The 20596-nt window shown below is 44.3% G+C and carries 20 protein-coding genes; 7 read left to right on the top strand and 13 right to left on the bottom strand.

Going from position 1 to position 20596, the window contains the following annotated elements:
* Positions 1-96 precede the first annotated feature (96 nt).
* On the top strand, positions 97-978 hold the full coding sequence (locus tag DW251_RS15995; RefSeq protein ID WP_021868780.1) for a LysR family transcriptional regulator: 882 nt from the start codon (positions 97-99) through the stop codon (positions 976-978).
* Between the two features lie 250 nt (positions 979-1228).
* Here the strand turns inward: DW251_RS15995 and ilvC are convergent, their stop codons facing one another.
* The 6 genes from ilvC to DW251_RS15965 all read right to left on the bottom strand — a co-directional run bounded on the left by ilvC (position 1229) and on the right by DW251_RS15965 (position 7056).
* The gene (gene ilvC, locus DW251_RS15990) at positions 1229-2248 is read right to left on the bottom strand and encodes a ketol-acid reductoisomerase (protein ID WP_118301721.1); all 1020 of its coding nucleotides are present in this window, start codon (positions 2246-2248) and stop codon (positions 1229-1231) included.
* A gap of 141 nt (positions 2249-2389) precedes the next feature.
* Positions 2390-2893, bottom strand: a complete 504-nt coding sequence (gene ilvN, locus DW251_RS15985) for an acetolactate synthase small subunit (RefSeq protein ID WP_118301735.1) — start codon at positions 2891-2893, stop codon at positions 2390-2392.
* A gap of 130 nt (positions 2894-3023) precedes the next feature.
* Positions 3024-3680 (bottom strand): HAD family hydrolase, encoded by a 657-nt coding sequence (locus DW251_RS15980; protein WP_021868783.1) that lies wholly within the window; start codon positions 3678-3680, stop codon positions 3024-3026.
* 84 nt (positions 3681-3764) lie between these two features.
* The gene (gene nudC, locus DW251_RS15975; RefSeq protein WP_021868784.1) at positions 3765-4610 is read right to left on the bottom strand and encodes an NAD(+) diphosphatase; all 846 of its coding nucleotides are present in this window, start codon (positions 4608-4610) and stop codon (positions 3765-3767) included.
* A 29-nt stretch (positions 4611-4639) separates the two neighbouring features.
* Entirely contained in the window at positions 4640-6028 is a 1389-nt protein-coding gene (locus DW251_RS15970; protein ID WP_021868785.1) for an MATE family efflux transporter, read from the bottom strand.
* Positions 6029-6111: 83 nt separating this feature from the next.
* Positions 6112-7056: an SPFH domain-containing protein gene (locus DW251_RS15965; RefSeq protein WP_021868786.1), complete on the bottom strand. Its 945-nt coding sequence runs from the start codon at positions 7054-7056 to the stop codon at positions 6112-6114.
* Between the two features lie 176 nt (positions 7057-7232).
* Here DW251_RS15965 and DW251_RS15960 point away from each other — a divergent pair, with 176 nt between their 5' ends.
* The 3 genes from DW251_RS15960 to DW251_RS15950 all read left to right on the top strand — a co-directional run bounded on the left by DW251_RS15960 (position 7233) and on the right by DW251_RS15950 (position 9366).
* Positions 7233-8243: an asparaginase gene (locus DW251_RS15960; protein ID WP_118301720.1), complete on the top strand. Its 1011-nt coding sequence runs from the start codon at positions 7233-7235 to the stop codon at positions 8241-8243.
* Positions 8244-8352: 109 nt separating this feature from the next.
* A complete protein-coding gene (locus tag DW251_RS15955) occupies positions 8353-9060 on the top strand; it encodes an AzlC family ABC transporter permease (protein WP_021868788.1) in 708 nt (235 codons plus the stop codon).
* The gene (locus DW251_RS15950) at positions 9061-9366 is read left to right on the top strand and encodes an AzlD domain-containing protein (RefSeq protein WP_118301719.1); all 306 of its coding nucleotides are present in this window, start codon (positions 9061-9063) and stop codon (positions 9364-9366) included.
* 145 nt (positions 9367-9511) lie between these two features.
* On the opposite strand, the gene hemW is transcribed toward DW251_RS15950, so the two are convergent.
* From hemW to gpr, 5 genes are all read right to left on the bottom strand, one after another.
* Entirely contained in the window at positions 9512-10708 is a 1197-nt protein-coding gene (hemW, locus tag DW251_RS15945) for a radical SAM family heme chaperone HemW (RefSeq protein WP_347474684.1), read from the bottom strand.
* Positions 10709-10798: 90 nt separating this feature from the next.
* On the bottom strand, positions 10799-12613 hold the full coding sequence (gene lepA, locus DW251_RS15940; protein WP_021868791.1) for a translation elongation factor 4: 1815 nt from the start codon (positions 12611-12613) through the stop codon (positions 10799-10801).
* 264 nt (positions 12614-12877) lie between these two features.
* Complete coding sequence (locus DW251_RS15935; protein ID WP_243035007.1) at positions 12878-14098, bottom strand: stage II sporulation protein P; 1221 nt, start codon at positions 14096-14098, stop codon at positions 12878-12880.
* Between the two features lie 124 nt (positions 14099-14222).
* Positions 14223-15119: a DMT family transporter gene (locus DW251_RS15930; RefSeq protein WP_118301718.1), complete on the bottom strand. Its 897-nt coding sequence runs from the start codon at positions 15117-15119 to the stop codon at positions 14223-14225.
* A gap of 47 nt (positions 15120-15166) precedes the next feature.
* On the bottom strand, positions 15167-16072 hold the full coding sequence (gene gpr, locus DW251_RS15925) for a GPR endopeptidase (protein ID WP_021868794.1): 906 nt from the start codon (positions 16070-16072) through the stop codon (positions 15167-15169).
* Between the two features lie 326 nt (positions 16073-16398).
* Between gpr and rpsT the strand changes: the two genes are divergently transcribed.
* Positions 16399-16662, top strand: coding sequence for a 30S ribosomal protein S20 (gene rpsT, locus DW251_RS15920; RefSeq protein WP_021868795.1), 264 nt, complete (start codon positions 16399-16401; stop codon positions 16660-16662).
* 220 nt (positions 16663-16882) lie between these two features.
* Here rpsT and DW251_RS15915 read toward each other — a convergent pair whose 3' ends face one another.
* Both DW251_RS15915 and holA read right to left on the bottom strand, forming a co-directional pair.
* Positions 16883-17488 carry a TIGR01440 family protein gene (locus DW251_RS15915; protein WP_021868796.1) on the bottom strand — a complete coding sequence of 202 codons (606 nt, stop codon included), beginning with the start codon at positions 17486-17488 and terminating at the stop codon, positions 16883-16885.
* A gap of 23 nt (positions 17489-17511) precedes the next feature.
* Complete coding sequence (gene holA / locus DW251_RS15910) at positions 17512-18489, bottom strand: DNA polymerase III subunit delta (RefSeq protein WP_118301717.1); 978 nt, start codon at positions 18487-18489, stop codon at positions 17512-17514.
* Between the two features lie 235 nt (positions 18490-18724).
* Between holA and DW251_RS15905 the strand changes: the two genes are divergently transcribed.
* Both DW251_RS15905 and DW251_RS15900 read left to right on the top strand, forming a co-directional pair.
* Positions 18725-19198, top strand: coding sequence for a MarR family winged helix-turn-helix transcriptional regulator (locus DW251_RS15905; protein WP_021868798.1), 474 nt, complete (start codon positions 18725-18727; stop codon positions 19196-19198).
* On the top strand, positions 19173-20540 hold the full coding sequence (locus DW251_RS15900) for an MATE family efflux transporter (protein ID WP_021868799.1): 1368 nt from the start codon (positions 19173-19175) through the stop codon (positions 20538-20540). Before DW251_RS15905 ends, DW251_RS15900 begins: the two co-directional genes overlap by 26 nt.
* The last annotated feature ends 56 nt before the right edge of the window (positions 20541-20596 follow it).

Raw genomic sequence — 20596 nt, 5'->3', positions numbered from 1 at the left:
TTTCTATGATGTGCTGATATAATAAAAATATATGGTATGTATGAATTAATGTTATACATGTATTTTAAACATACTTACAGAATTTTGGAGGTCTTCATGGAACAAAATCTTTCTCAATATAAAATCTTTTATGAAGTAGCAAAAGCAGGCAACATTTCCAAAGCTGCCAAAGAACTTTATATCAGCCAGCCTGCCATCAGCAAGGCCATCAGCAAATTAGAGGACAGTCTGGGGCTTTCTCTGTTTACCCGCAGCTCCCGGGGAGTTCAGCTGACTTCTGAAGGGGAGATTTTGTTTGAACATGCAAAAGAGGCTTTTGATACTTTAAGCAGAGGTGAACAGGAGTTAAAACGGATCCAGGAATTTGACATCGGACATCTGCGCATTGGTGTCAGCAATACTCTCTGTAAATATGTACTGCTCCCTTATCTTAAAACCTTTATTGACCAGTATCCCCATATGAAAGTGACTATCGAAAGCCAGTCCACAGCCCAGACGCTTTCCAGGCTGGAACAGCAGAAACTGGACCTTGGCTTAGTGGCAGAGCCATCCCTTCGCAAGGATCTGGCGTTTATCCCGGTCATGGATATCCAAGATACCTTTGTCACTACACCGGCTTATCTGAACAATCTGTATGTACGGGAAGGTAAAGATACCAATATTTTTGAGACAGGAAATATCATGCTTTTAGATCAGAGCAATATGACCCGGCATCATGTAGATGATTACATGTCTGAAAATCATATTGTACCAAGACAGGTATTGGAAGTAACCACAATGGACCTGCTGATTGAATTCGTAAAGATCGGACTTGGGGTTGCCTGTGTTATCAAGGAACTGGTACAGAAAGAACTGGATAACGGTACACTGGTAGAATTACCACTGGAAATACCGATCCACAGACGGACCATTGGTTTTGCCTATCATCCCGCAAACCAGGCAATGTCACTGAAGACGTTTTTGGAATTTTTATATTAAAACAGATTTGGACCCGCGCTGACGCGCGGGTGGTGAGAGGGGCTCTCTTGAAAAAATGGTTTTACGCCATGCCGCTATATAAAAAACCGCAAAAAAACTCCCGGAATTTCAAAGGTCACAGCCTTCTGAACTTCCGGGAGTTTTAATATTTTATACGCGCTTCGCTACGTTTGGGTAGCGTGTACGGGAAACTCAAACTCCATTACATTACGTTTGAGTAGCGCGCAATTTCACAAAAGTAAAATTGTGCTTAGTTGTTGATCAGCTTATCAGACTCATTATTCCAGCTGTACAGCTTACGGATCTCAGCACCAACCTTCTCTGATGGATGCTCGGAAGCAAGCTTTCTCATAGCCTGGAAGTGTACCTGACGGCCTGCTGGGGACATATCAAGTAAGAATTCCTTAGCGAAGGTACCATCCTGGATATCGGACAGGATCTTCTTCATAGCCTTCTTAGTCTCAGCGGTAACGATCTTAGGTCCGGTTACATAATCACCATACTCAGCGGTATTGGAGATAGAGTAACGCATTCCAGCGAAACCAGACTGATAGATCAGGTCTACGATCAGCTTCATCTCATGGATACACTCGAAGTAAGCGTTTCTTGGATCATATCCAGCTTCTACCAGAGTCTCGAAACCAGCCTGCATTAAAGCGCAAACACCGCCGCAAAGAACAGCCTGCTCACCAAACAGGTCAGTTTCTGTCTCAGTACGGAAGGTGGTCTCTAACAGACCTGCTCTTGCACCACCGATTGCAAGGCCGTAAGCCAGTGCTTTCTCCAGTGCTTTTCCTGTATAATCCTGCTCTACAGCTACCAGACAAGGAGTTCCCTTGCCAGCCTGGTACTCACTACGTACAGTGTGGCCTGGTGCCTTAGGAGCGATCATGGTAACATCTACATTCTTTGGTGGCTTGATGCATCCGAAGTGGATATTGAAGCCATGTGCGAACATCAGCATATCGCCATCCTTTAAGTTTGGCTCGATGTCCTTCTTGTACATATCTGCCTGCAGCTCATCGTTGATCAGGATCATGATGATATCTGCTCTCTTTGCAGCCTCTGCTGCAGTATATACAGTGAAGCCCTGCTCTTCTGCTCTCTTCCAGGAGCGGCTTCCCTCATACAGACCAATGATAACATTGCATCCGGATTCCTTTAAGTTTAATGCATGTGCATGTCCCTGGCTGCCGTAACCAATAATAGCGATGGTCTTTCCCTCTAACATTGAAAGGTTACAGTCTTCCTGATAATAAATCTTTGCCATAGCGTTTTTTCCTCCTACTATCGTATAAAAGTATAAAACTTATCACCAGCAAATTCACTGGCATATTTATGTTAAGACAGCAAGTCCGACGCCTCTCTGTTCGCCTTTGGCTGCCCCCTTAAGCTCTTTTTTCATTTTGCCTTATGGCAAAATGCGGATGTCTTCGCTGCCACGCTCCAGTCCGGTGAGTCCGGTACGGGCCAGTTCCAGGATCTCATAATCTTCTAGCAGATTAATGAGCGCATCCAGTTTTGACTGGTCTCCTGTCAGCATAACAGTCAGGGAATCTTTTCCCACATCCACAATGGTTGCACGGAAAATACTTGAGATGGCGCTGACCGCCTGACGATCATTTGATCCGGCTCTTACCTTGATCATCATAAGCTCCCTGTATACAGAGCGATCCGGATGAAGTTCCTTGATATCTCTTACATCTTCCAGTTTATTTAACTGGTTCTTGATCTGCTCAAGAACATTCTGGTCTCCCAGTGACACAACGGTCATTCTGGAATACCTTGGGTCTGCAGTAACACCTACTGTCAGGCTCTCAATATTATATCCACGGCGGCTGAACATACCCGCTACACGGGACAGAACACCTGCCGTATTATCCACTAACAATGATAACACGATTCTGTCATCCATCATATCATTTGCCTCCATATCGGTCCGCCGCAGACAAATGTCTTTCAGCGTCCCACATATTAGTTTTTATAATAACAACCATTACCCACTTTGTCAATTGCCTAATAGTAATGGATATTATGCCTTCTGGTTATGATAAGAGCATTTTTCTCAATTCATTAATACTTTCAGCTATATAAGCAGCGTGGCAGTCTTCCATTTCCTTCCTGTCACCATAGCCAAACAGGACGCCTACGCACTCTAATCCCTGCTTTCTGGCCCCCAATACATCATGTTCTCTGTCACCGATCATCAGGATCTTTTCTTTTTTGTCAGAAAGGCCGCAGGTATCTAAAACATACTGGATCACATCCCCTTTTCCTACACGGGTCTCCTCCAGGTCAGCGCCTCCAACAAACTCAAAATAAGAAGCCAGATCAAAATGTTCCAGGATCTGCTTTGCAAATACCTCCGGTTTGGAGGTTGCAAGATACAGCTTCTTTCCCGCTGCTTTTAATTCTCCTAACATTTCCGGAATGCCTGGAAATACTTTATTCTGGCTCCAGCCTGTAACGGAAAAATATTCACGGTACACCTGGATCGCTTCCTTTGCCTGCTGTTCAGAAAAATCATAATATTTCTGGAAGCTGTCTTTTAATGGCGGACCGATAAAAGGACATAAACTGTCCAGATCATCCACCTGGATCCCATAGTGTTTTAATGCATACTGAACTGCCTTTGTGATCCCCTCTTTTGGATCTGTCAGCGTTCCGTCCAGGTCAAACAGCAGATAATCTTTATTTTTCATGTTGTAATTAATTCCCTTCTAAACAAATATTCAGCTTTCGTACCAGTCTGTGATCGCATTACCTTATTTTATATCAATTTCGGATCATCCCTGGTCTTCAAAAAGAGTCCCGTCTTTAAACGCCTTCATCATCTCATGTCCCACGCTGATATAAGGCGGGTACTCTACGATCTCATCCCGGCTAAACCAACCAGCCTCTGCCAGTTCATCTTCCTCTAACCGGATGGTATCATCTCCATCCAGGTCTGCGGTAAAACCGATCATCACAGAGTCAGAAAAGGACCATGGCTGGCTCTTGTAATAGCGGATATTTTTCACCTTCAGGCCTACTTCTTCCATTACTTCCCTGCGTACACATTCTTCAAATGTCTCGCCCACTTCCACATAACCTGCGATCAGTGCATACCTGCGGTAAGTGCCTCTTGCATACCGGGACATAAGCAGTTTGTCCCCATTTCGGATAGCTACGATCACAGCCGGACAGATCTTTGGATACTCTGTATGTCCGCAATCTGTACACACCATGGACCGTTCTGTAGTCCCAGCTCTCATCTTTGCGCCACAGCAGCCGCAGAACCTCCTGCTTTCTCTCCAACGGTAGATCTGGCTTCCTGTAATACCTGCAAACGCCTGATACCCCGGTTCCAGTTCCCTGAAGATCTGCATTCCTTCCAGGCGGTAGCTGCCAAATTCCGGCACTTTCAGATCATCTACCAGATAATAGCCTCTTTCACCGATGGAAAACAGATAGTACGCCTTTTCCCGGCAGTCTTCTTCTGAAAGAAGATCCTGAAAGGTAGGGATCACATAACCTTCTTTTTCTTTCAAAAGCATTACTTTATTGTATTCATAATGCAAAAGATAGTCTGTGAGTTCCGGCTTTTTATCTTTGTATGCCGGATCATATTTATAAGGTATCTCCTGTATCATTTTAACTTACGACTCCTTTAATAGCTCTTTTAATAATCCTTTTTCTGAAACCACTTTCTTCCGTCCACGCGCCGCAGACTGCTGAAGAAGAAATAATAAATAACAAAGGCAATGGAAGTAATGGTCCATGATAAAGGATAGCAGAACGCAGCTGCCAGGATGGATCTGTACTGTGGCAGGAAAAAGATGATCCAGATCACACGCAGACAGCAAACGCCAATCCCCGTCATGATCAACGGCATCCAGGCATCTCCTACACCGCGCAGTGTACCGGATAATATCTCTATGGTAATATAGGTGATCAATGTAGGCACCAGGAAATGGATCAGACTTAAACCGATCTCCTGTACCTGTGCATCTGATGTAAACAGATCAATCAGCAGATATCCTTTTAAGTATAATAAGGTGGATACGATCGCTGTCATAATCGTTCCAATGATCATACAGGCCCCTGCACCCTTATGCACACGGTCCATACGGCCGGCACCATAATTTTGTCCTACAAAAGTGGTGACAGAAATTCCCAAAGCATTGATCATCATCCAGTAAAGTCCGTCCACTTTTCCATAAGTAGCCCAGGCAGTTACATTATCTGTCCCCAGTGTATTTACACCTGACTGGATAATGATATTGGAAATGTTATACATAACCGACTGCATACCAGCCGGAATACCGATGCGCACGATACGCTGGAGCATCCGCCCGTCAATACGCACCTTGCTCCACACCAGTTTATACATATCTTCTGTATGTGTCAACGCATAAACCACCATGCAGGCACTGAAAAACTGGGAACTGATGGTGGCGATGGCTGCACCGGCAACACCCAGACGCAGTCCTGCTACCAGGATCAGGTCTAAGAGGATATTGACCATACAGCTTCCAATAAGGAAATATAAGGGGCGCTTGGAGTCCCCCACTGCACGCAGGATACCGGCTCCCATATTATAGATCAGGTTTGGTATCATACCCAGGAAATAGATACGGATGTATACAACCGCATATGTAAGTACATCTTCCGGAGTGTGCATGGCTGAAAGAGCCATATGGGCAAAAACAACACCGATGATCATAAACAGAACACCGCCTATAAGCGAAAACGCTACCGCCGTATGCACGGCCCAATGCACCTTATCCGGCTTTCTGGCACCATAAAACTGGGAAATAACTACAGTCGCACCACTGGAAAGGCCAACGAAAAAGCCCACCAGAAGATTGATCAGGGTACTGGTAGTACCGCCAACTGCTGCCAGTGCCTGTTTGCCTACAAAACGGCCTACTACCACTGCATCTGCTGTATTGTAAAGCTGCTGAAAAAATGTGCCAAACAAAATCGGAAAAAAGAATAATAACAGCTGACCGAAAATGCTGCCTTCCGTAATCTTATTGGTATTGACCTTATTTTTTATCTCTTTCATCTTTTTCTCCCAGATTTTTCCAACAAATAGAGAAAAGGATACCCACCAGTTGAAAAATTTTCACTTACTGATGGGCACCATGTTTATTTAGTATCTTCTTTTGCAGCGATCTCAGAAATAGATTTTACAAGACCTGCTATTCCCTGGATATCAGACGGGATGATGATCTTATTGGCTTTTCCGTCTGCTGCCGCCTGGAAGGCTTCCAGACTCTTAAGCTGCAGTACAGCCTGGTCTGCTCCGGCTTCTTTTATATAACGGATACCATCGGCAGTTGCTCTCTGTACAGCGCGGATCGCTTCTGCCTGGCCTTCTGCCTCTTTGATCTTCTTTTCCTTTTCTGCTTCTGCACGAAGGATGGCTGCCTCTTTTTCTGCCTCTGCATTTAAGACTGCAGACTCTTTGTTTCCTTCTGCAACCAGGATCATGGACTTCTTCTCACCCTCTGCACGAAGGATCGCTTCACGGCGCTCACGCTCTGCCTTCATCTGCTTCTCCATTGCTTCCTGGATGGCTGCAGGCGGTTCAATGTTCTTAAGTTCTACTCTGGTAACCTTGATGCCCCATGGGTCAGTGGCAATATCAAGGGACTCCTGCATCTTTGCATTGATGGTCTCTCTGGAAGTTAAGGTCTCATCTAATTCCAGCTCACCAATGATATTTCTAAGGGTAGTTGCCGTCAGATTTTCAATGGCAAGGATCGGACGCTCTACACCGTATGCATAGGATTTCGGATCTGTAATGTAGAAAAATACAACTGTATCGATCTGCATGGTAACATTATCCTTGGTGATAACCGGCTGTGGCGGAAAATCCTCTACCTGCTCCTTTAAATTTACTTTCTTTGCCACTCTGTCAATAAATGGCACCATAAAATGGATACCTACACCATATGTTCCCAGATAACCGCCAAGGCGCTCTACGACCAGTGCCTGAGCCTGAGGAACGATACGGATACAGGATGTAAGAATGAAAATAATGAGTACTACCAGAATAAGAAACATCACGGAACCTCCAATCAGCATCATATTTGACCTCCTGAAATTTACTGTGATACCATTCTACGGTACCATGTATAATTTGTATGAATATAGTTTAACATATTTCTGATTTTATTCAATCAAGGATTGTAAAAGTGATGAATTCTTAATATAATCGTAAGCGTTAATACTTTTAATCATAACTCAACAAGGAGATACTTTGTATGAAAAAAATCCTTCTGTTAGGAACAGGCGGTACCATTGCCTGCAAGCGTACACCCGACGGTCTGAAACCCGTCATTACTTCCGAAGAGATCTTAACTTATGTGCCGGACAGCCGCCACTACTGCGAGATCGACAGTATACAGATCTTAAATATAGACAGTACCAATATCCAGCCTTCCCACTGGCTGGCAGTATCAAAAGCTATTGAAGAACATTATGAGGAATACGATGGTTTTGTGATCACCCATGGAACAGATACCATGGCATATACAGCTGCTGCTCTTTCCTATCTGATCCAGAATTCTCCAAAGCCGATCGTCATCACCGGGGCCCAGAAACCTATTGATATGGAAAATACAGACGCCCGTACCAATCTGGCTGACAGTCTTCGCTTTGCTTCCCATGACAAGGCTCACGGGATAAATATTGTATTTGACGGAAAAGTCATTGCCGGTACCAGAGGTAAAAAAGAGCGGACCAAGAGTTATAATGCTTTTTCCAGTATTAATTTTCCTTATATTGCCATTATCCAGGAAGACCATATCCTGTTTTATTTAGACGACAAGGCGCAGGTCACAGAGCCTTTGACTTTCTATCACCAGATGGACTCCAGTGTGGGACTGATGAAGCTGATCCCATCTGCAGACGCTTCCCTTCTGGACTATATGGCAGCTCATTATGATGCAGTGATCATTGAGTCCTTTGGCGTTGGCGGACTTCCTTCTTATGATGACGGAGGCGACTACTACCGTGCAGTGGCTCATTGGATCAACCTTGGAAAAACTGTGATCATGACAACACAGGTTACAAATGAAGGCAGCAATATGTCTGTTTATGAGGTCGGAAAAAAGATCAAGCGTGAATTTGGTCTGTTGGAAGCTTATGATATGACCCTGGAGGCAGCTGTTACCAAGATCATGTGGATCCTTACCCAGACAAAGGAACCTGCAAAAGTAAGAGAGCTCTTCTACCAGACCGTCAACCATGATATTTTGTGGAAGTCTTCTTAAAGGCCCCAACTTTACTTTTTTATATTTCCTGTTATAATAAACAGGCAGTCTTCTTAATTTTCTTAAGTCAGACTGCCTGTTTTATGTATTTTATTGCGGGGGTTTTTACATGAACGAGAAAATATCACAATTCAAAGCCGGATTAAAAGATGGTATTCCCATTGGACTTGGTTATCTGGCAGTTTCCTTTACCTTTGGCATTATGGCAAAAGGAGCCGGACTTACCACTTTGGAAGCCGTAGTCCTCTCTTTTACCAATCTGACCAGCGCAGGTCAGTTTGCAGGCCTGGGGATCATTACTGCCGGTTCTTCCCTTGTGGAAATGGCTATGGCACAGCTGATCATCAACCTGCGTTACTGCCTGATGTCCTGTTCTCTTTCCCAGAAACTGGACAGTCATATGCCATTTTTTCACCGTTTTCTTATGTCCTACGGTGTAACAGATGAGATCTTCGGTGTATCTGTATGTAAAAGCGGGGTCTTAAGCCCTTATTTCAGCTACGGCCTGATGGCTATGGCTGTTCCAGGCTGGACCATCGGCACCCTCCTTGGTGCTGTTTCCGGCAGTCTTCTTCCTGCGAGGCTGTTAAGCGCTTTAAATGTAGCTCTTTATGGTATGTTCCTGGCAGTTGTCATCCCTCCGGCAAGAGAAAATAAGGTTTTGCGCATGGTTATCCTTGTTTCCATGGCACTCAGCTTCCTTTTCACCCAGATACCGGTATTAAGGGATATTTCTTCCGGATTTAAGATCATTATCCTTACATTTATCGTAGCCGGGTCTGCTGCAGTTCTGTTCCCTGTAAAGGAGGAAGAATAAATGAAATATCCAGTTTATCTTTACATAGCGGTAATGGCCATTGTGACATATCTGATCCGTATGCTGCCATTGACACTGATCAAGAAAGAGATCAAAAATCCTTTTATCCGCTCTTTTTTATATTATGTGCCTTATGTTACCCTGTCTGTAATGACCTTCCCGGCCATTATCTACGCAACTGCTTCTCCTGTTTCCGGAGCTGCCGCTTTGGCAGTGGCACTGTTTTTCGCTTATACAGGAAAGAGCCTGTTCCAGGTTTCCATTGCAGCCTGTGCCATCGTGTTTATCCTGGAGTTTTTCGTATAATATAATTGCATTGACCTGGAAAATCTGTCACTGGCAGGTTTTGACAAGTGAATAAGATGAATAACCAAAAAAGGTCCCGGAGCAGAGATTTTCTCTCACTTCAGGACCTTTTATATTTTACTTATACTCAGATTTTCTGCGCTTTTTATCCCAGCAGGAACTCGCTTAAAACAAAATTGCTTACATCCATGCCCCATTCTGTAAGGGCAAGATTATTTTCTTCTTTTTTCAGCAGCCCGTTGGCAGTCAGCCTGCGGATCACATCACCATAGACCGTTTCCATTTTCACACCAAACAGTCTTACAAAGTCCACATCAGACACGCCTTTTAACATACGAAGCCCTAAAAACATAAACTCTTCCATTCGCTGTGCCTGGGAAAGTTCTTCTATTTGACCCCATAATTTGCGAAGGGCTGTCTCCCGCTTTTCCGGATCTTCTTCACCAAAATCCAGTGCCAGATACTTATCCAGGTCCTTTTCATTGGTAAAACGACAGCCTTCCATATAGGAGGATGCCCCAAGTCCCAGTCCCAGATATGCCACCTCAGTCCAGTAACCGATATTATGGCGGCATTCTTTTCCCGGTTTTGCATAATTTGAGATCTCGTACCGCTCAAAGCCCTGCTCCTGCAGGAACTTTCTGGTAAAACGGTAGATCTTATTTTCCGTATCCTCGTCTGGAAGCGCAGGTCCCGTATAATCACAGGCACAGGCGCCTTCCCCGAAACGGTTCCAGAAAGGCGTTCCTTCTTCAATGATCAGGCTGTAAGCGGAAATATGCTCCGGTTTTAACATGGTCACTTTTTTCAATGTATTTTTCCAGGACTCCAGGGTCTGTCCCGGGATCCCGCTCATCAGGTCAATATTAATGTTGGTAAAGCCCGCCATTCTTGCGCTCTGGAAGCTTTTTAAAAACTCCTCAAAAGAATGAATCCTTCCCAGATTTTTAAGTTCTGTATTATCCGCAGACTGTAAGCCAATGCTTACGCGGTTGATCCCGCACTGTCTGTAAACAGGAAGTTTTTTCCCTAAAAGCGTTCCCGGATTTGCCTCAATGGTGATCTCCGCCTCCGGTTCTACCTGAAAACAGCTGAATACAGTTTCCATGATCCGGCTGATACAGGAAGGTTCTAAAAGGGAGGGGGTTCCTCCGCCGATAAATACGCTTACTACCTGGCAGTCCGTACAATAACAGCTCTGGGCCCTGATCTCACGGATCAGCTGCTGTACATAAGCCTCATGGACCGAAGACAGGGCACGAAATGAAAGGAAATCGCAGTAATCACATTTTTTCACGCAAAAGGGAATATGGATATACAGTTCAATGGGCTTTTTTTTCATGTTTGTTATCATCATTAATCTTTTTCAAGCTGGTTCAGCCATGTTCTCTTCTTGTTTCCCTATTCACAAAAACAAGAAGCATCATTGGTTCTACTCTTCATCCAGCTTCAGCACGCTCATAAAGGCCTTCTGCGGGATCTCCACATTGCCGATCTGACGCATGCGCTTCTTTCCTTCCTTCTGCTTCTCTAACAGCTTTCTCTTACGTGAAATATCACCGCCGTAACATTTTGCAAGTACGTCCTTGCGCACTGCCTTAACCGTCTCCCTGGCAATGATCTTTCCGCCGATTGCCGCCTGGATCGGTACCTCAAACAGGTGTCTCGGGATCTCATCCTTTAACTTTTCGCACATTCTCCTGCCCTTTTCATAAGCAGAGTCTGCATGTACGATAAAGGAAAGGGCATCCACTTCTTCCCTGTTTACAAGGATATCCAGTTTTACCAGTTCGGAACGCTCATAGCCCTTTAACTCATAGTCAAAAGAAGCATAGCCTCTGGAACGTGATTTTAAAGCGTCAAAGAAATCGTAAATGATTTCATTTAACGGAAGTTCATATTTTAATAAGGCTCTGGTAGTCTCAATGTATTCCATTCCCAGATATACGCCGCGGCGCTCCTGGCACAGTGTCATAATGGCACCTACATATTCGGTAGTTACCATGATCTCTGCGCTGACGATCGGCTCTTCCATGTACTCGATCTCAGTCGGATCCGGAAGGTTAGACGGGTTGGTCAGTTCAATCATCTCTCCTGTGGTCTTGTGTACACGGTATACAACGCCTGGTGCTGTTGTTACAAGGTCCAGGTTGTATTCACGTTCCAGACGTTCCTGGATGATCTCTAAATGCAGCAGTCCTAAAAATCCGCAGCGGAAACCAAAGCCTAAAGCAACAGAGGTCTCAGGCTCGTAGAACAGGGATGCGTCATTTAACTGCAGCTTTTCCAATGCATCACGCAGATCATTGTATTTTGCACCGTCTGCAGGATACAGTCCGCAGTAAACCATAGGTGTAACTTTCTTGTAACCTGGCAGAGGCGCTGCACATGGATTGCTGCTGTCTGTTACTGTATCACCTACACGGGTATCACGGACATTTTTAATGCTGGCTGTAATATAGCCAACCATACCAGCTGCCAGCTCGTCACATGGGATAAACTGACCAGCTCCGAAATAGCCAACTTCTACAACCTCTTCCTCTGCTCCTGTTGCCATCATACGGATCGGTGTGCCCTTCTTTACCGTTCCTTCCATAACACGGCAGAAGATGATAACACCCTTGTAGGAGTCGTAAACAGAGTCAAAGATCAGTGCCTGTAAAGGCGCTTTTGGATCTCCCTTTGGCGCCGGAATTTTGTGAACGATCGCCTCTAATACCTCTTCCACGTTCAGTCCGGTCTTTGCGGAGATCTTCGGGGCATCATGTGCCTCCAGGCCGATCACATCTTCGATCTCAGCTGCCACACGGTCCGGATCAGCACTTGGAAGGTCAATCTTGTTGATAACCGGGAATACATCCAGATCATGATCCAATGCCAGATATACATTGGCCAGAGTCTGGGCCTCAATTCCCTGGGAAGCATCTACTACCAGCACAGCACCGTCACAGGCTGCCAGGCTTCGTGACACCTCATAATTAAAATCCACATGTCCAGGTGTGTCGATCAGGTTAAAAATGTATTCATTTCCATCTTTTGCCCTGTATACAGTACGCACAGCCTGGGATTTAATGGTAATTCCACGTTCACGCTCCAGGTCCATATTGTCAAGGACCTGTTCCTGCATCTCACGGCTGGTAAGAAGTCCTGTTTTCTCAATGATACGGTCTGCCAGTGTGGATTTACCGTGATCTATATGAGCAATGATACAAAAATTTCGTATTTTACTCTGGTCAATTACTGCCATTCTTTATCCTCTTTCTTTCAATTTAGATGTTGGGGTCAAAAGGTATTTTGACCCCTCTGATACCGAATTGCTACGCGCTTTGCACTCTCGCAATTCTAAAAACATTCGTAATCCGCTCATTTTTCTTCAAAAAATGGCTCCTTACTCATGTTTTGGCGGGTCCCAAGTTCAAAAATCCTCCTGCAAGCAAGCTTGCGTCGGATTTCCGACCTTTTGCCCCTGGTATCTCAATCTATAGAATATCGTAACTATTTTACTATGTTTTCATTTTCCTTGCAACACCATATCCAAAAGTTCTGCCAGGGGCATCATCGCATTGCAGGCCTCCTCAAAGGTATTGGTCTGGGCTCCCACCTCCACCAGTGCTGATCTTGCCCGCAGGTGCTGGTTATAACGCAGTCCTTTTAAATAGATCTTTCTGGTAAAACCAGGATAATACTCCTCTGCTTTTAACTGCAGTTTCAGGCTAAATGCCAGATTATCTTCCCGAAAAGGATTTGCCAGATATGAAATGGGTCCTTCCGGCGTCTGGCTCAGACCATTAAAAAACATGATCCTGGCACTTGGCTGACCGCCTATCTCTGTTTTCAGGTATACATCCTCCCCTACACCGTCCCGATGGATATCAAGCACTACCTGGATCGATGGGTACCGGGCCAGGATCTCATTAATTCCTTCCAGTGCATAAGTGTACGCACGGCTGCGGTCCAGCTTGCCCACTGCCAGATCATATACCGTTGTGTCATGGTAAACATTCCAGCCTTTTTCTGTAAGAAGATCCGTCAGTTTCTGTCCCACTGCAACCACATTTTCATCTTTTTTACTGTTTTTGTAACTTTCCTGGGAATGGGTGTGATAGATCAGGATCTGAGGCGCATCTTCCTTTTCCAGGGTAAGATCCTTTGACAACAGGTTCTTAGCATTCATCAGTTCTCTGTCTGCTGTAGTAGAAGTATGTACATTATAGAAGTGTTTCATTAAAAAATCATAATCCATCAACTGCTGCATGGGATAGATCATGGGCTGATCCGAAATTTTAGCAGAAGCGCTGTCCGTGTTTGCAGGCGAATTGGCATTTTCAGACTGATCCAATGCTTCTTCGCTGGCTGACCGGATTGTTTCCTCATCTGACTCATCTTCCCCGATCCAGGCCAGATATTCATGGGTGCGGTAAAATTCCCTTGCTTTTTCATACTGGTCATAGGCCGGATCCATGGTGTTTATGGATGACCATTTTTTCTGTGTCTGTAATGTCTGATTTGAATGTTTTCCTGTAAGATCCATGCTTAAGGGAAATATCTGCTGCCAGACCCATTCACAGCCTGACTCCCAGACTTCATTTGAAAGGTTGTTTTTTAATAACTGTATGTGGTTTTCTGCTGCATACAAAATACAGGCTCCTGCAATCATACATAGGATCACCAGGATGCCTGTTATCTTCAGAAATAATATCCATTTTTTTACATTTCTGCTCCATGATTTCATGGTGTCCTTCCAGTTAAAAAGAAAATATTGGCACCGGGGAAACAAATGCCGCCTTCGGCACCCCTTGTTTTTCCCTTTATGTCATATATATGCAGATCATCCTGCCGGAAGTTCATCACATTTCTTATTTTTTAGGAGAAAATGGCCACTCGGAGATCAGAAGGCCTACAAGGGTCAGGACCGTTCCTGCCATTGCCTGAAAGGTGATCACTTCATGGAGAAGAGGGATCGACATTAAAATCGTTACAACCGGGATCCCGTAAATATATACGCTGGCTCTGGTAGCACCTAAGGACTTTACTGCATAATTCCAGGTGACAAAGCAGATTGCAGAGGCGCCTACCCCCAGATAAATGATATTTCCCAGATTTACCGGCTTTAATAATGCGGAAAGGGAAAGATGGAAATCCATAAAAGGAAGGGCACACAGCATGAACAAAATACCATAGAAAAAAGTTCTCCGGGTGGTAATGATGGTATCATATCCAAAACCGGCTATTTTTCTGGAACAGATGGAATATACTCCCCAGATGGCTGCCGCTGCCACACCAAGGAAATCTCCCAGTGGATTTAACTCTACTGTCTCCCCTTTCTGGAATGTGATCAGACAGATGCCTGCCATTGCACACACAAATCCCAGAACGATACTCTTCTTCATTTTCTCCCCTTCCAGGAAAAAGTGGGCCAGAATACCTGTAAAAATAGGGGCGATCGATACAATAACGCTGATATTCGATGCCTGTGTCAAAGTCAGGGCAATGTTTTCCATAAGATAATAAATACCGATCCCCGTAATACCGGCCACGATCATGATCCCTTCCTGTTTCAGGCTTCCTGCTTTCAAAGGAACCGGGCGGATAATCCACAGGAAAATATAACCTGCCACAAACCGCAGCACCAGTATTTCAAGAGGTGACAGATCTTCTAACAGGACTTTCGTCGATATAAACGTTGTCCCCCAGATCAGCATAGTAAAGATCGCAGCCAGATGTCCGGCTGCTTTTGTCTTTTGTGCACTCATTTCTTTGCTCCTTATCCCTTTTCATATTTATATACTATATAAGCCTATTAAAATAAAGCCCTGTGGATCCCTTCTGAAATAGTAAAACTTAACTGGCGTACTCTCTCATCAATATCCGGCGGTGTTACATAAAGAGAACCAAACTCCGGCTCTAAAAGTTCTGTGATCAGACGGTACTGATCTTCCGGATCCATGTTCTGGATCCATTTTCCCGTATTTTTCGTTTCTGCCTGGGATGACAGTACCCCAAGCAAAGCGGAGATCGTATCATGAACAATGGCTGCCGCACCTACTACGGTAGGAACTCCAATCGCAAGAACCGGTATTCCTAACGTTTCTTTTGTAAGACTGTGTCTGTGATTTCCAACTCCTGACCCGGGATGAATTCCTGTATCCGTCAGCTGGATGGTGGTTCCAAGGCGCCGGATGCTGCGGGCTGCCAGAGCGTCAATGGCGATCACCAGATCCGGCTGTACCTCCTTAATAATGCCCAACAGGATCCTGGCAGTTTCCATTCCCGTCTGGGCCATAACACCGGGAGCTATGGCTTTTAACCCTTCTGCAGACACGCAGAGATTACTGACCGTCCGGGGCCCAAGGGAGTCCGGGGTTACGCTTTGATTTCCAAGCCCTGCTACCAGGATATTTTTCCCGGTCTTCTGCTTTAACAGTCCTTTTAACAACAACGCCAGTTCATCAGATACTTCACTATGAAAATCTTCATCAGGCATAAGCAGTTTATCTGCTTCCAGTGTAAGATAGCTTCCCATCGGTTTTCCCAAAGCTTTGGCGCCATGTTCATTTAAAACCTTCACTTCTGTGATCTGGGCTGCTGACCGTTTTCCTTCCCACTTTTTAAAAGAAACCCCTGAAACTTCTTCCGCTGCTTCTTTTAAACCTTCCCGTTCCTCTAAAGCAAGGTCTGTACGTATTTTAAATTCAGGTATCTTCATTTTTCGCTGCCTCCTTGTTTTGTCCTGTATAACTGTAACGATCGTTAAAATTAGTTTTTACACAGAGACAGCGTATTATGCCACATGGATTTTATTATAACTTACAGAAATAGAACTGGCAATCAGAAACATTTCCTGCATTGGTTCATGATACTGTAGACCGTCTGCTTAACATTCTTGATAATTTTTAAAATTTTTACTTGACATTTCCAAATGGATCCGATAGAATGTAACAGTATGTTTACATTGAACTGTCCGTGTCCAGGCTTTGATGGAAAACACAACGATTAATATTTTTATATAATACCGAACGGAGGTGTATTTCATTGGCTAACATTAAATCTGCAAAGAAGAGAATCTTAGTAAACGAAACTAAGGCTGCAAGAAACAAGGCGATCAGATCTAAGGTTAAAACTGCGATCAAGAAAGTTGAGGCTGCTGTAGCTGCTGGAGATAAGGCTGCTGCTCAGGCTGCACTGGTTGCTGCTACTACCGAGATCGATAAGGCTTGCACCAAGGGTGTATATCACAAGAACAATGCTGCCCGCAAAGTTTCTCGTGTATCCAAGGCTGTTAATTCTATCGCTTAATTTATAGAATTCGATCAATCGATACCGTAATTTAAAAACTCTCCGGATTAACCCACCGGAGAGTTTTTTTGTTATTCAGAGCAATGCGAAAATGCAGGGAAAAGTGTGGATCATGCTTGCATGAATGAACACTTTTCCCTGCATTTTCATATGACGAGCAGCCACATCGAGATGCAGCGCAGCGAAATCGAGATGTTTGCTCTGAATAATTGTACTTTCCCTACATCTGCTCTTCATCATAACGTGCTCTGATGCCGCCTACAAATTTCAAACGGGTCCTTGCACATACTACGTGGGCACCACCAATGGCCTTTGTCTGAATTCTTACAGGCACAGCCACATCTCTCATATGCATACCGATCAGAGTATCTCCAATATCAATTCCTGCATGTGCCTTGATATGTTCTACTGCAACCGGGTGTTCCAGGGTATGATAAGCAGCGGTTGAGAAAGAACCACCTGCCTTTAACTGAGGAACTACATTGACCGGTTCATAGCCGTATTTCTCCGCTGCCTCCTCTTCTAGGATCAGGGAACGGTTTAAATGCTCGCAGCACTGCGCAGCCAGATAAATTCCCAATGGCTTTAATTCTTCATACAGTGCTTTGTATACAGTCTGTCCAATGGTCTCACTGGAATGGGAGCCGATCTTGTAACTTCCGATTTCGCTGGAAGAACAGCCTACTACCAGGATCTGACCTGGTTTCATCTTGGCAACAGCCAGAAGTTCCTTTAAAACTTCCTTGGTCTGTGTGCGGATCTCTTCTAACACTTCATCACTTTCTTTTTCCGTTGCTACCCCTGGTATATTTTTTTCTTCTGCCATTTAATGCATTCTCCTCCTTAATTCTAATATTTATTAGCGATCAGCAGTTCCACTGCCAGACGGTCCTGGAGTTTTCCCGTTTTCACACTTTCTTCTGCGTCCACACACAAATTCACATAGGACAAGATCTGTTCCTTCGTAAATGTTTTCGCCTGCGCCATTACTTTTCCTGTAACAAAAGGCTGCAATTTCAATTTAGAAGAGATCGTACTCCTATCCATTCCTCTTCCCATCAGTTCCTTTACCTGCAGGATCTGGTTAAACTGCCTTGCAATGAGAAACAGGATACGCATAGACGGCTCTTTTAATGTAAGAAGATCTTCATAAAGATCCATTGCCTTTTTTGTCTGTCTGTTGGCAATGGCCGTGATCATGTCAAATATTTTGTTCGTCACCTGGGTAATACACACTGCATCAATATCTTCTTCCGTTATAATATCCCGTCCAAGTGTATAACTGATCACCTTATCGAGTTCAGAAGTAATATTTTCCATATCATCTCCTGTTTTTCCCAGGAAATATTCCATAGTCCGGCCAGTTATCTTTTTTCCATTTTTTGCCAGTATTCCTGCTGCCCATCTTCCAAGCTGGGCACTGTCCTGACGCACCATTTCTGCAATATAGCCATACTTTTTTACAGCCTTATACATACGGCTTCGCTTATCTACTTCCGTTTCCACAAACAAAAGACAGGTCGTATCCGGAATATTCTCTATATAGGCGCACATTTCATCTGCCCCTGGTCCGCCTTTAAACCAGCCGCTGTCCTCCATAAGGATCAGACGTCTGTCAGCAAAAAAAGGCATTGTATCGGAAAGGCTGATGATCTCATTTACATTTATTCCCTTTCCTTCATAATAATTATAATTCATGGTATCGCCCTGGGTAATGGCTTCCCGAAGGCGGTTTTTATAGCTTTTTTTTAAAAATGCTTCTTCCCCAAAGAGAAGATATACTTTCTTAAAATCATTATTTTTTATATCCTGGTTCAGGGTCTGCATGTAATTCTTTTTGCTCCTGTTGATTAGTTGGACACCTTATACTCAGGTTCCACACGGATGTGTTTCACTGCCCGTTTGGCAGCTGCATGTATTTCTCCGCGTGGCTCCATTGTAACACACCAGCCGCATAATGTTAAGGCTTGACTTTTGTTCTCATCTGACGTACTCTATTAAATAGTTTTTTTTAGAACTGTTTTGTTTAAAACTTTTTATTTTTCAGAAAGGAGTCTCCTTTATGATCTGTATTACTGATTTCCTTGCACATATCCGGCTGACCATGAAATTGCAGGAACAGATGTTAAAAAATATCTGTGAAACATGGCAGCTGACCATAACAGAAGGAAAGGTTATTTCATTTCTTTATAATAATCCAGGAAAAGATACTGCTGCTGATATCACAGAACTTCGGATGCTCTCCAAAGGAAATGTATCCCAGGCTGTAGAAAGTCTGATCCAGAAAGGTCTGCTAAAGAGGACCGCTGACCAGACTGACCGTCGAAAGATCCATTTATCCCTGCTTCCCCAGACTGCAGACATTACAGCTGCCATCTGTTCCATGCAGGCAAATCTCTACAGCCAGATCTTTTGCGGTCTGTCTGAGGAAGACTTGAAATTTTATGAACAGATCAACCAACAGATCATGGAAAATACGAAAAAAGCGATCAAAGAAAGGACGACAGAAAATGAATTTACAGCAAAAGAAAGATAACAGCTTTCTTGCAACAGAACCTTTGGGGAAACTTTTGCTAAAGCTCTCCCTGCCCACAGTTACAGCCCAAATCATCAACATGCTGTACAATATTGTGGACCGTATCTATATTGGACATATCCCGGAAAACGGAGCACTGGCACTGACTGGTGTAGGCGTGTGCATGCCCCTCATCATGATTGTTTCCGCTTTCGCGGCCCTTGTAGGAAACGGCGGCGCTCCCAGAGCCTCTATTTTTATGGGAAAAGGAGATAAAGAGTCTGCTGAACGCACTCTTGGCAACTGTTTTACCACACAGATCATCGTATCCCTTTTGCTGACCATCATCCTTTTTACCGGAAACAGAAGCTTTCTTATGGCTTTTGGTGCCAGTGAAAATACCATTCCCTACGCTGTTGCCTATATGAATATTTATTCACTGGGAACTATCTTTGTACAGCTGACTTTGGGTATGAACGCTTTTATTACTGCACAGGGATTTGCCAGAACCGGCATGTTGTCTGTTTTAGTAGGCGCTGCCAGCAACATTATACTGGATCCTGTTTTTATTTTCGTATTTCATATGGGCGTTCGTGGTGCTGCTCTTGCAACGATCATTTCCCAGGCACTTTCCTGCGCATGGGTGTTAAACTTCCTTACAGGAAAAAAATCGTATCTGAAAATCCGCAGATGCAATATGAAACTGCAAAAAAACATTATCCTTCCAAGTCTTGCACTGGGACTTTCCACTTTTATCATGCAGGCCAGTGAAAGCATTATTTCCGTATGTTTTAACTCTTCACTGCTGAAATACGGTGGAGACCTTGCAGTTGGCGCCATGACCATTTTAACAAGCGCCATGCAGTTCGCTATGCTGCCTCTGCAGGGCCTTGGACAGGGCGCCCAGCCGATCATCAGCTACAATTTTGGCGCAGGTCAGACAAAACGTGTAAAAGACTCCTTTAAACTGCTGTTAAAGATCGACCTTTCCTATTCTACTTTTATGTGGCTTTTAGTCATGCTGTTCCCGGCTGGTTTTGCTTCGATCTTTACATCCGACCAGGCGCTTTTAACCTTTACTGCTCATGCACTGCGGATCTACATGGCTTCCATCCTGCTGTTCGGCATCCAGATGGCCTGCCAGATGACCTTTACTTCCATTGGAAACGCAAAAGCATCTATCATAGTCGCTGTCACCAGAAAATTTATCCTGCTGCTCCCGTTGATCTACATCATGCCTCACATTTTCACTGCAGATCAGACGTCCGCTGTTTACATGGCAGAACCGATTGCCGATTTTCTGGCCATCTGCTTTACAAGTATTTTGTTCAGGTTTGAATTTAAGAAGGCGTTGGCGAGATAGGGTGTAAATGGTAAACCATGCACCTGCCACCAAAACTAGCCGCCCCTTTGAGGCGG

The organism is Clostridium sp. AM22-11AC (genome assembly GCF_003473545.1).
Classification (GTDB): domain Bacteria; phylum Bacillota; class Clostridia; order Lachnospirales; family Lachnospiraceae; genus Enterocloster.
The sequence above is the reverse complement of the archived record's forward strand: the minus strand, read 5'-3'. Positions and strand labels throughout refer to the sequence as shown.

Coding starts and splice junctions, on each gene's coding strand:
- DW251_RS15995 (WP_021868780.1), top strand. CDS start 97: ATGGAACAAAATCTTTCTCAATATAAAATCTTTTATGAAGTAGCAAAA.
- ilvC (WP_118301721.1), bottom strand. CDS start 2,248: ATGGCAAAGATTTATTATCAGGAAGACTGTAACCTTTCAATGTTAGAG.
- ilvN (WP_118301735.1), bottom strand. CDS start 2,893: ATGGATGACAGAATCGTGTTATCATTGTTAGTGGATAATACGGCAGGT.
- DW251_RS15980 (WP_021868783.1), bottom strand. CDS start 3,680: ATGAAAAATAAAGATTATCTGCTGTTTGACCTGGACGGAACGCTGACA.
- nudC (WP_021868784.1), bottom strand. CDS start 4,610: ATGATACAGGAGATACCTTATAAATATGATCCGGCATACAAAGATAAA.
- DW251_RS15970 (WP_021868785.1), bottom strand. CDS start 6,028: ATGAAAGAGATAAAAAATAAGGTCAATACCAATAAGATTACGGAAGGC.
- DW251_RS15965 (WP_021868786.1), bottom strand. CDS start 7,056: ATGATGCTGATTGGAGGTTCCGTGATGTTTCTTATTCTGGTAGTACTC.
- DW251_RS15960 (WP_118301720.1), top strand. CDS start 7,233: ATGAAAAAAATCCTTCTGTTAGGAACAGGCGGTACCATTGCCTGCAAG.
- DW251_RS15955 (WP_021868788.1), top strand. CDS start 8,353: ATGAACGAGAAAATATCACAATTCAAAGCCGGATTAAAAGATGGTATT.
- DW251_RS15950 (WP_118301719.1), top strand. CDS start 9,061: ATGAAATATCCAGTTTATCTTTACATAGCGGTAATGGCCATTGTGACA.
- hemW (WP_347474684.1), bottom strand. CDS start 10,708: ATGAAAAAAAAGCCCATTGAACTGTATATCCATATTCCCTTTTGCGTG.
- lepA (WP_021868791.1), bottom strand. CDS start 12,613: ATGGCAGTAATTGACCAGAGTAAAATACGAAATTTTTGTATCATTGCT.
- DW251_RS15935 (WP_243035007.1), bottom strand. CDS start 14,098: ATGAAATCATGGAGCAGAAATGTAAAAAAATGGATATTATTTCTGAAG.
- DW251_RS15930 (WP_118301718.1), bottom strand. CDS start 15,119: ATGAGTGCACAAAAGACAAAAGCAGCCGGACATCTGGCTGCGATCTTT.
- gpr (WP_021868794.1), bottom strand. CDS start 16,072: ATGAAGATACCTGAATTTAAAATACGTACAGACCTTGCTTTAGAGGAA.
- DW251_RS15915 (WP_021868796.1), bottom strand. CDS start 17,488: ATGGCAGAAGAAAAAAATATACCAGGGGTAGCAACGGAAAAAGAAAGT.
- holA (WP_118301717.1), bottom strand. CDS start 18,489: ATGCAGACCCTGAACCAGGATATAAAAAATAATGATTTTAAGAAAGTA.
- DW251_RS15905 (WP_021868798.1), top strand. CDS start 18,725: ATGATCTGTATTACTGATTTCCTTGCACATATCCGGCTGACCATGAAA.
- DW251_RS15900 (WP_021868799.1), top strand. CDS start 19,173: ATGAATTTACAGCAAAAGAAAGATAACAGCTTTCTTGCAACAGAACCT.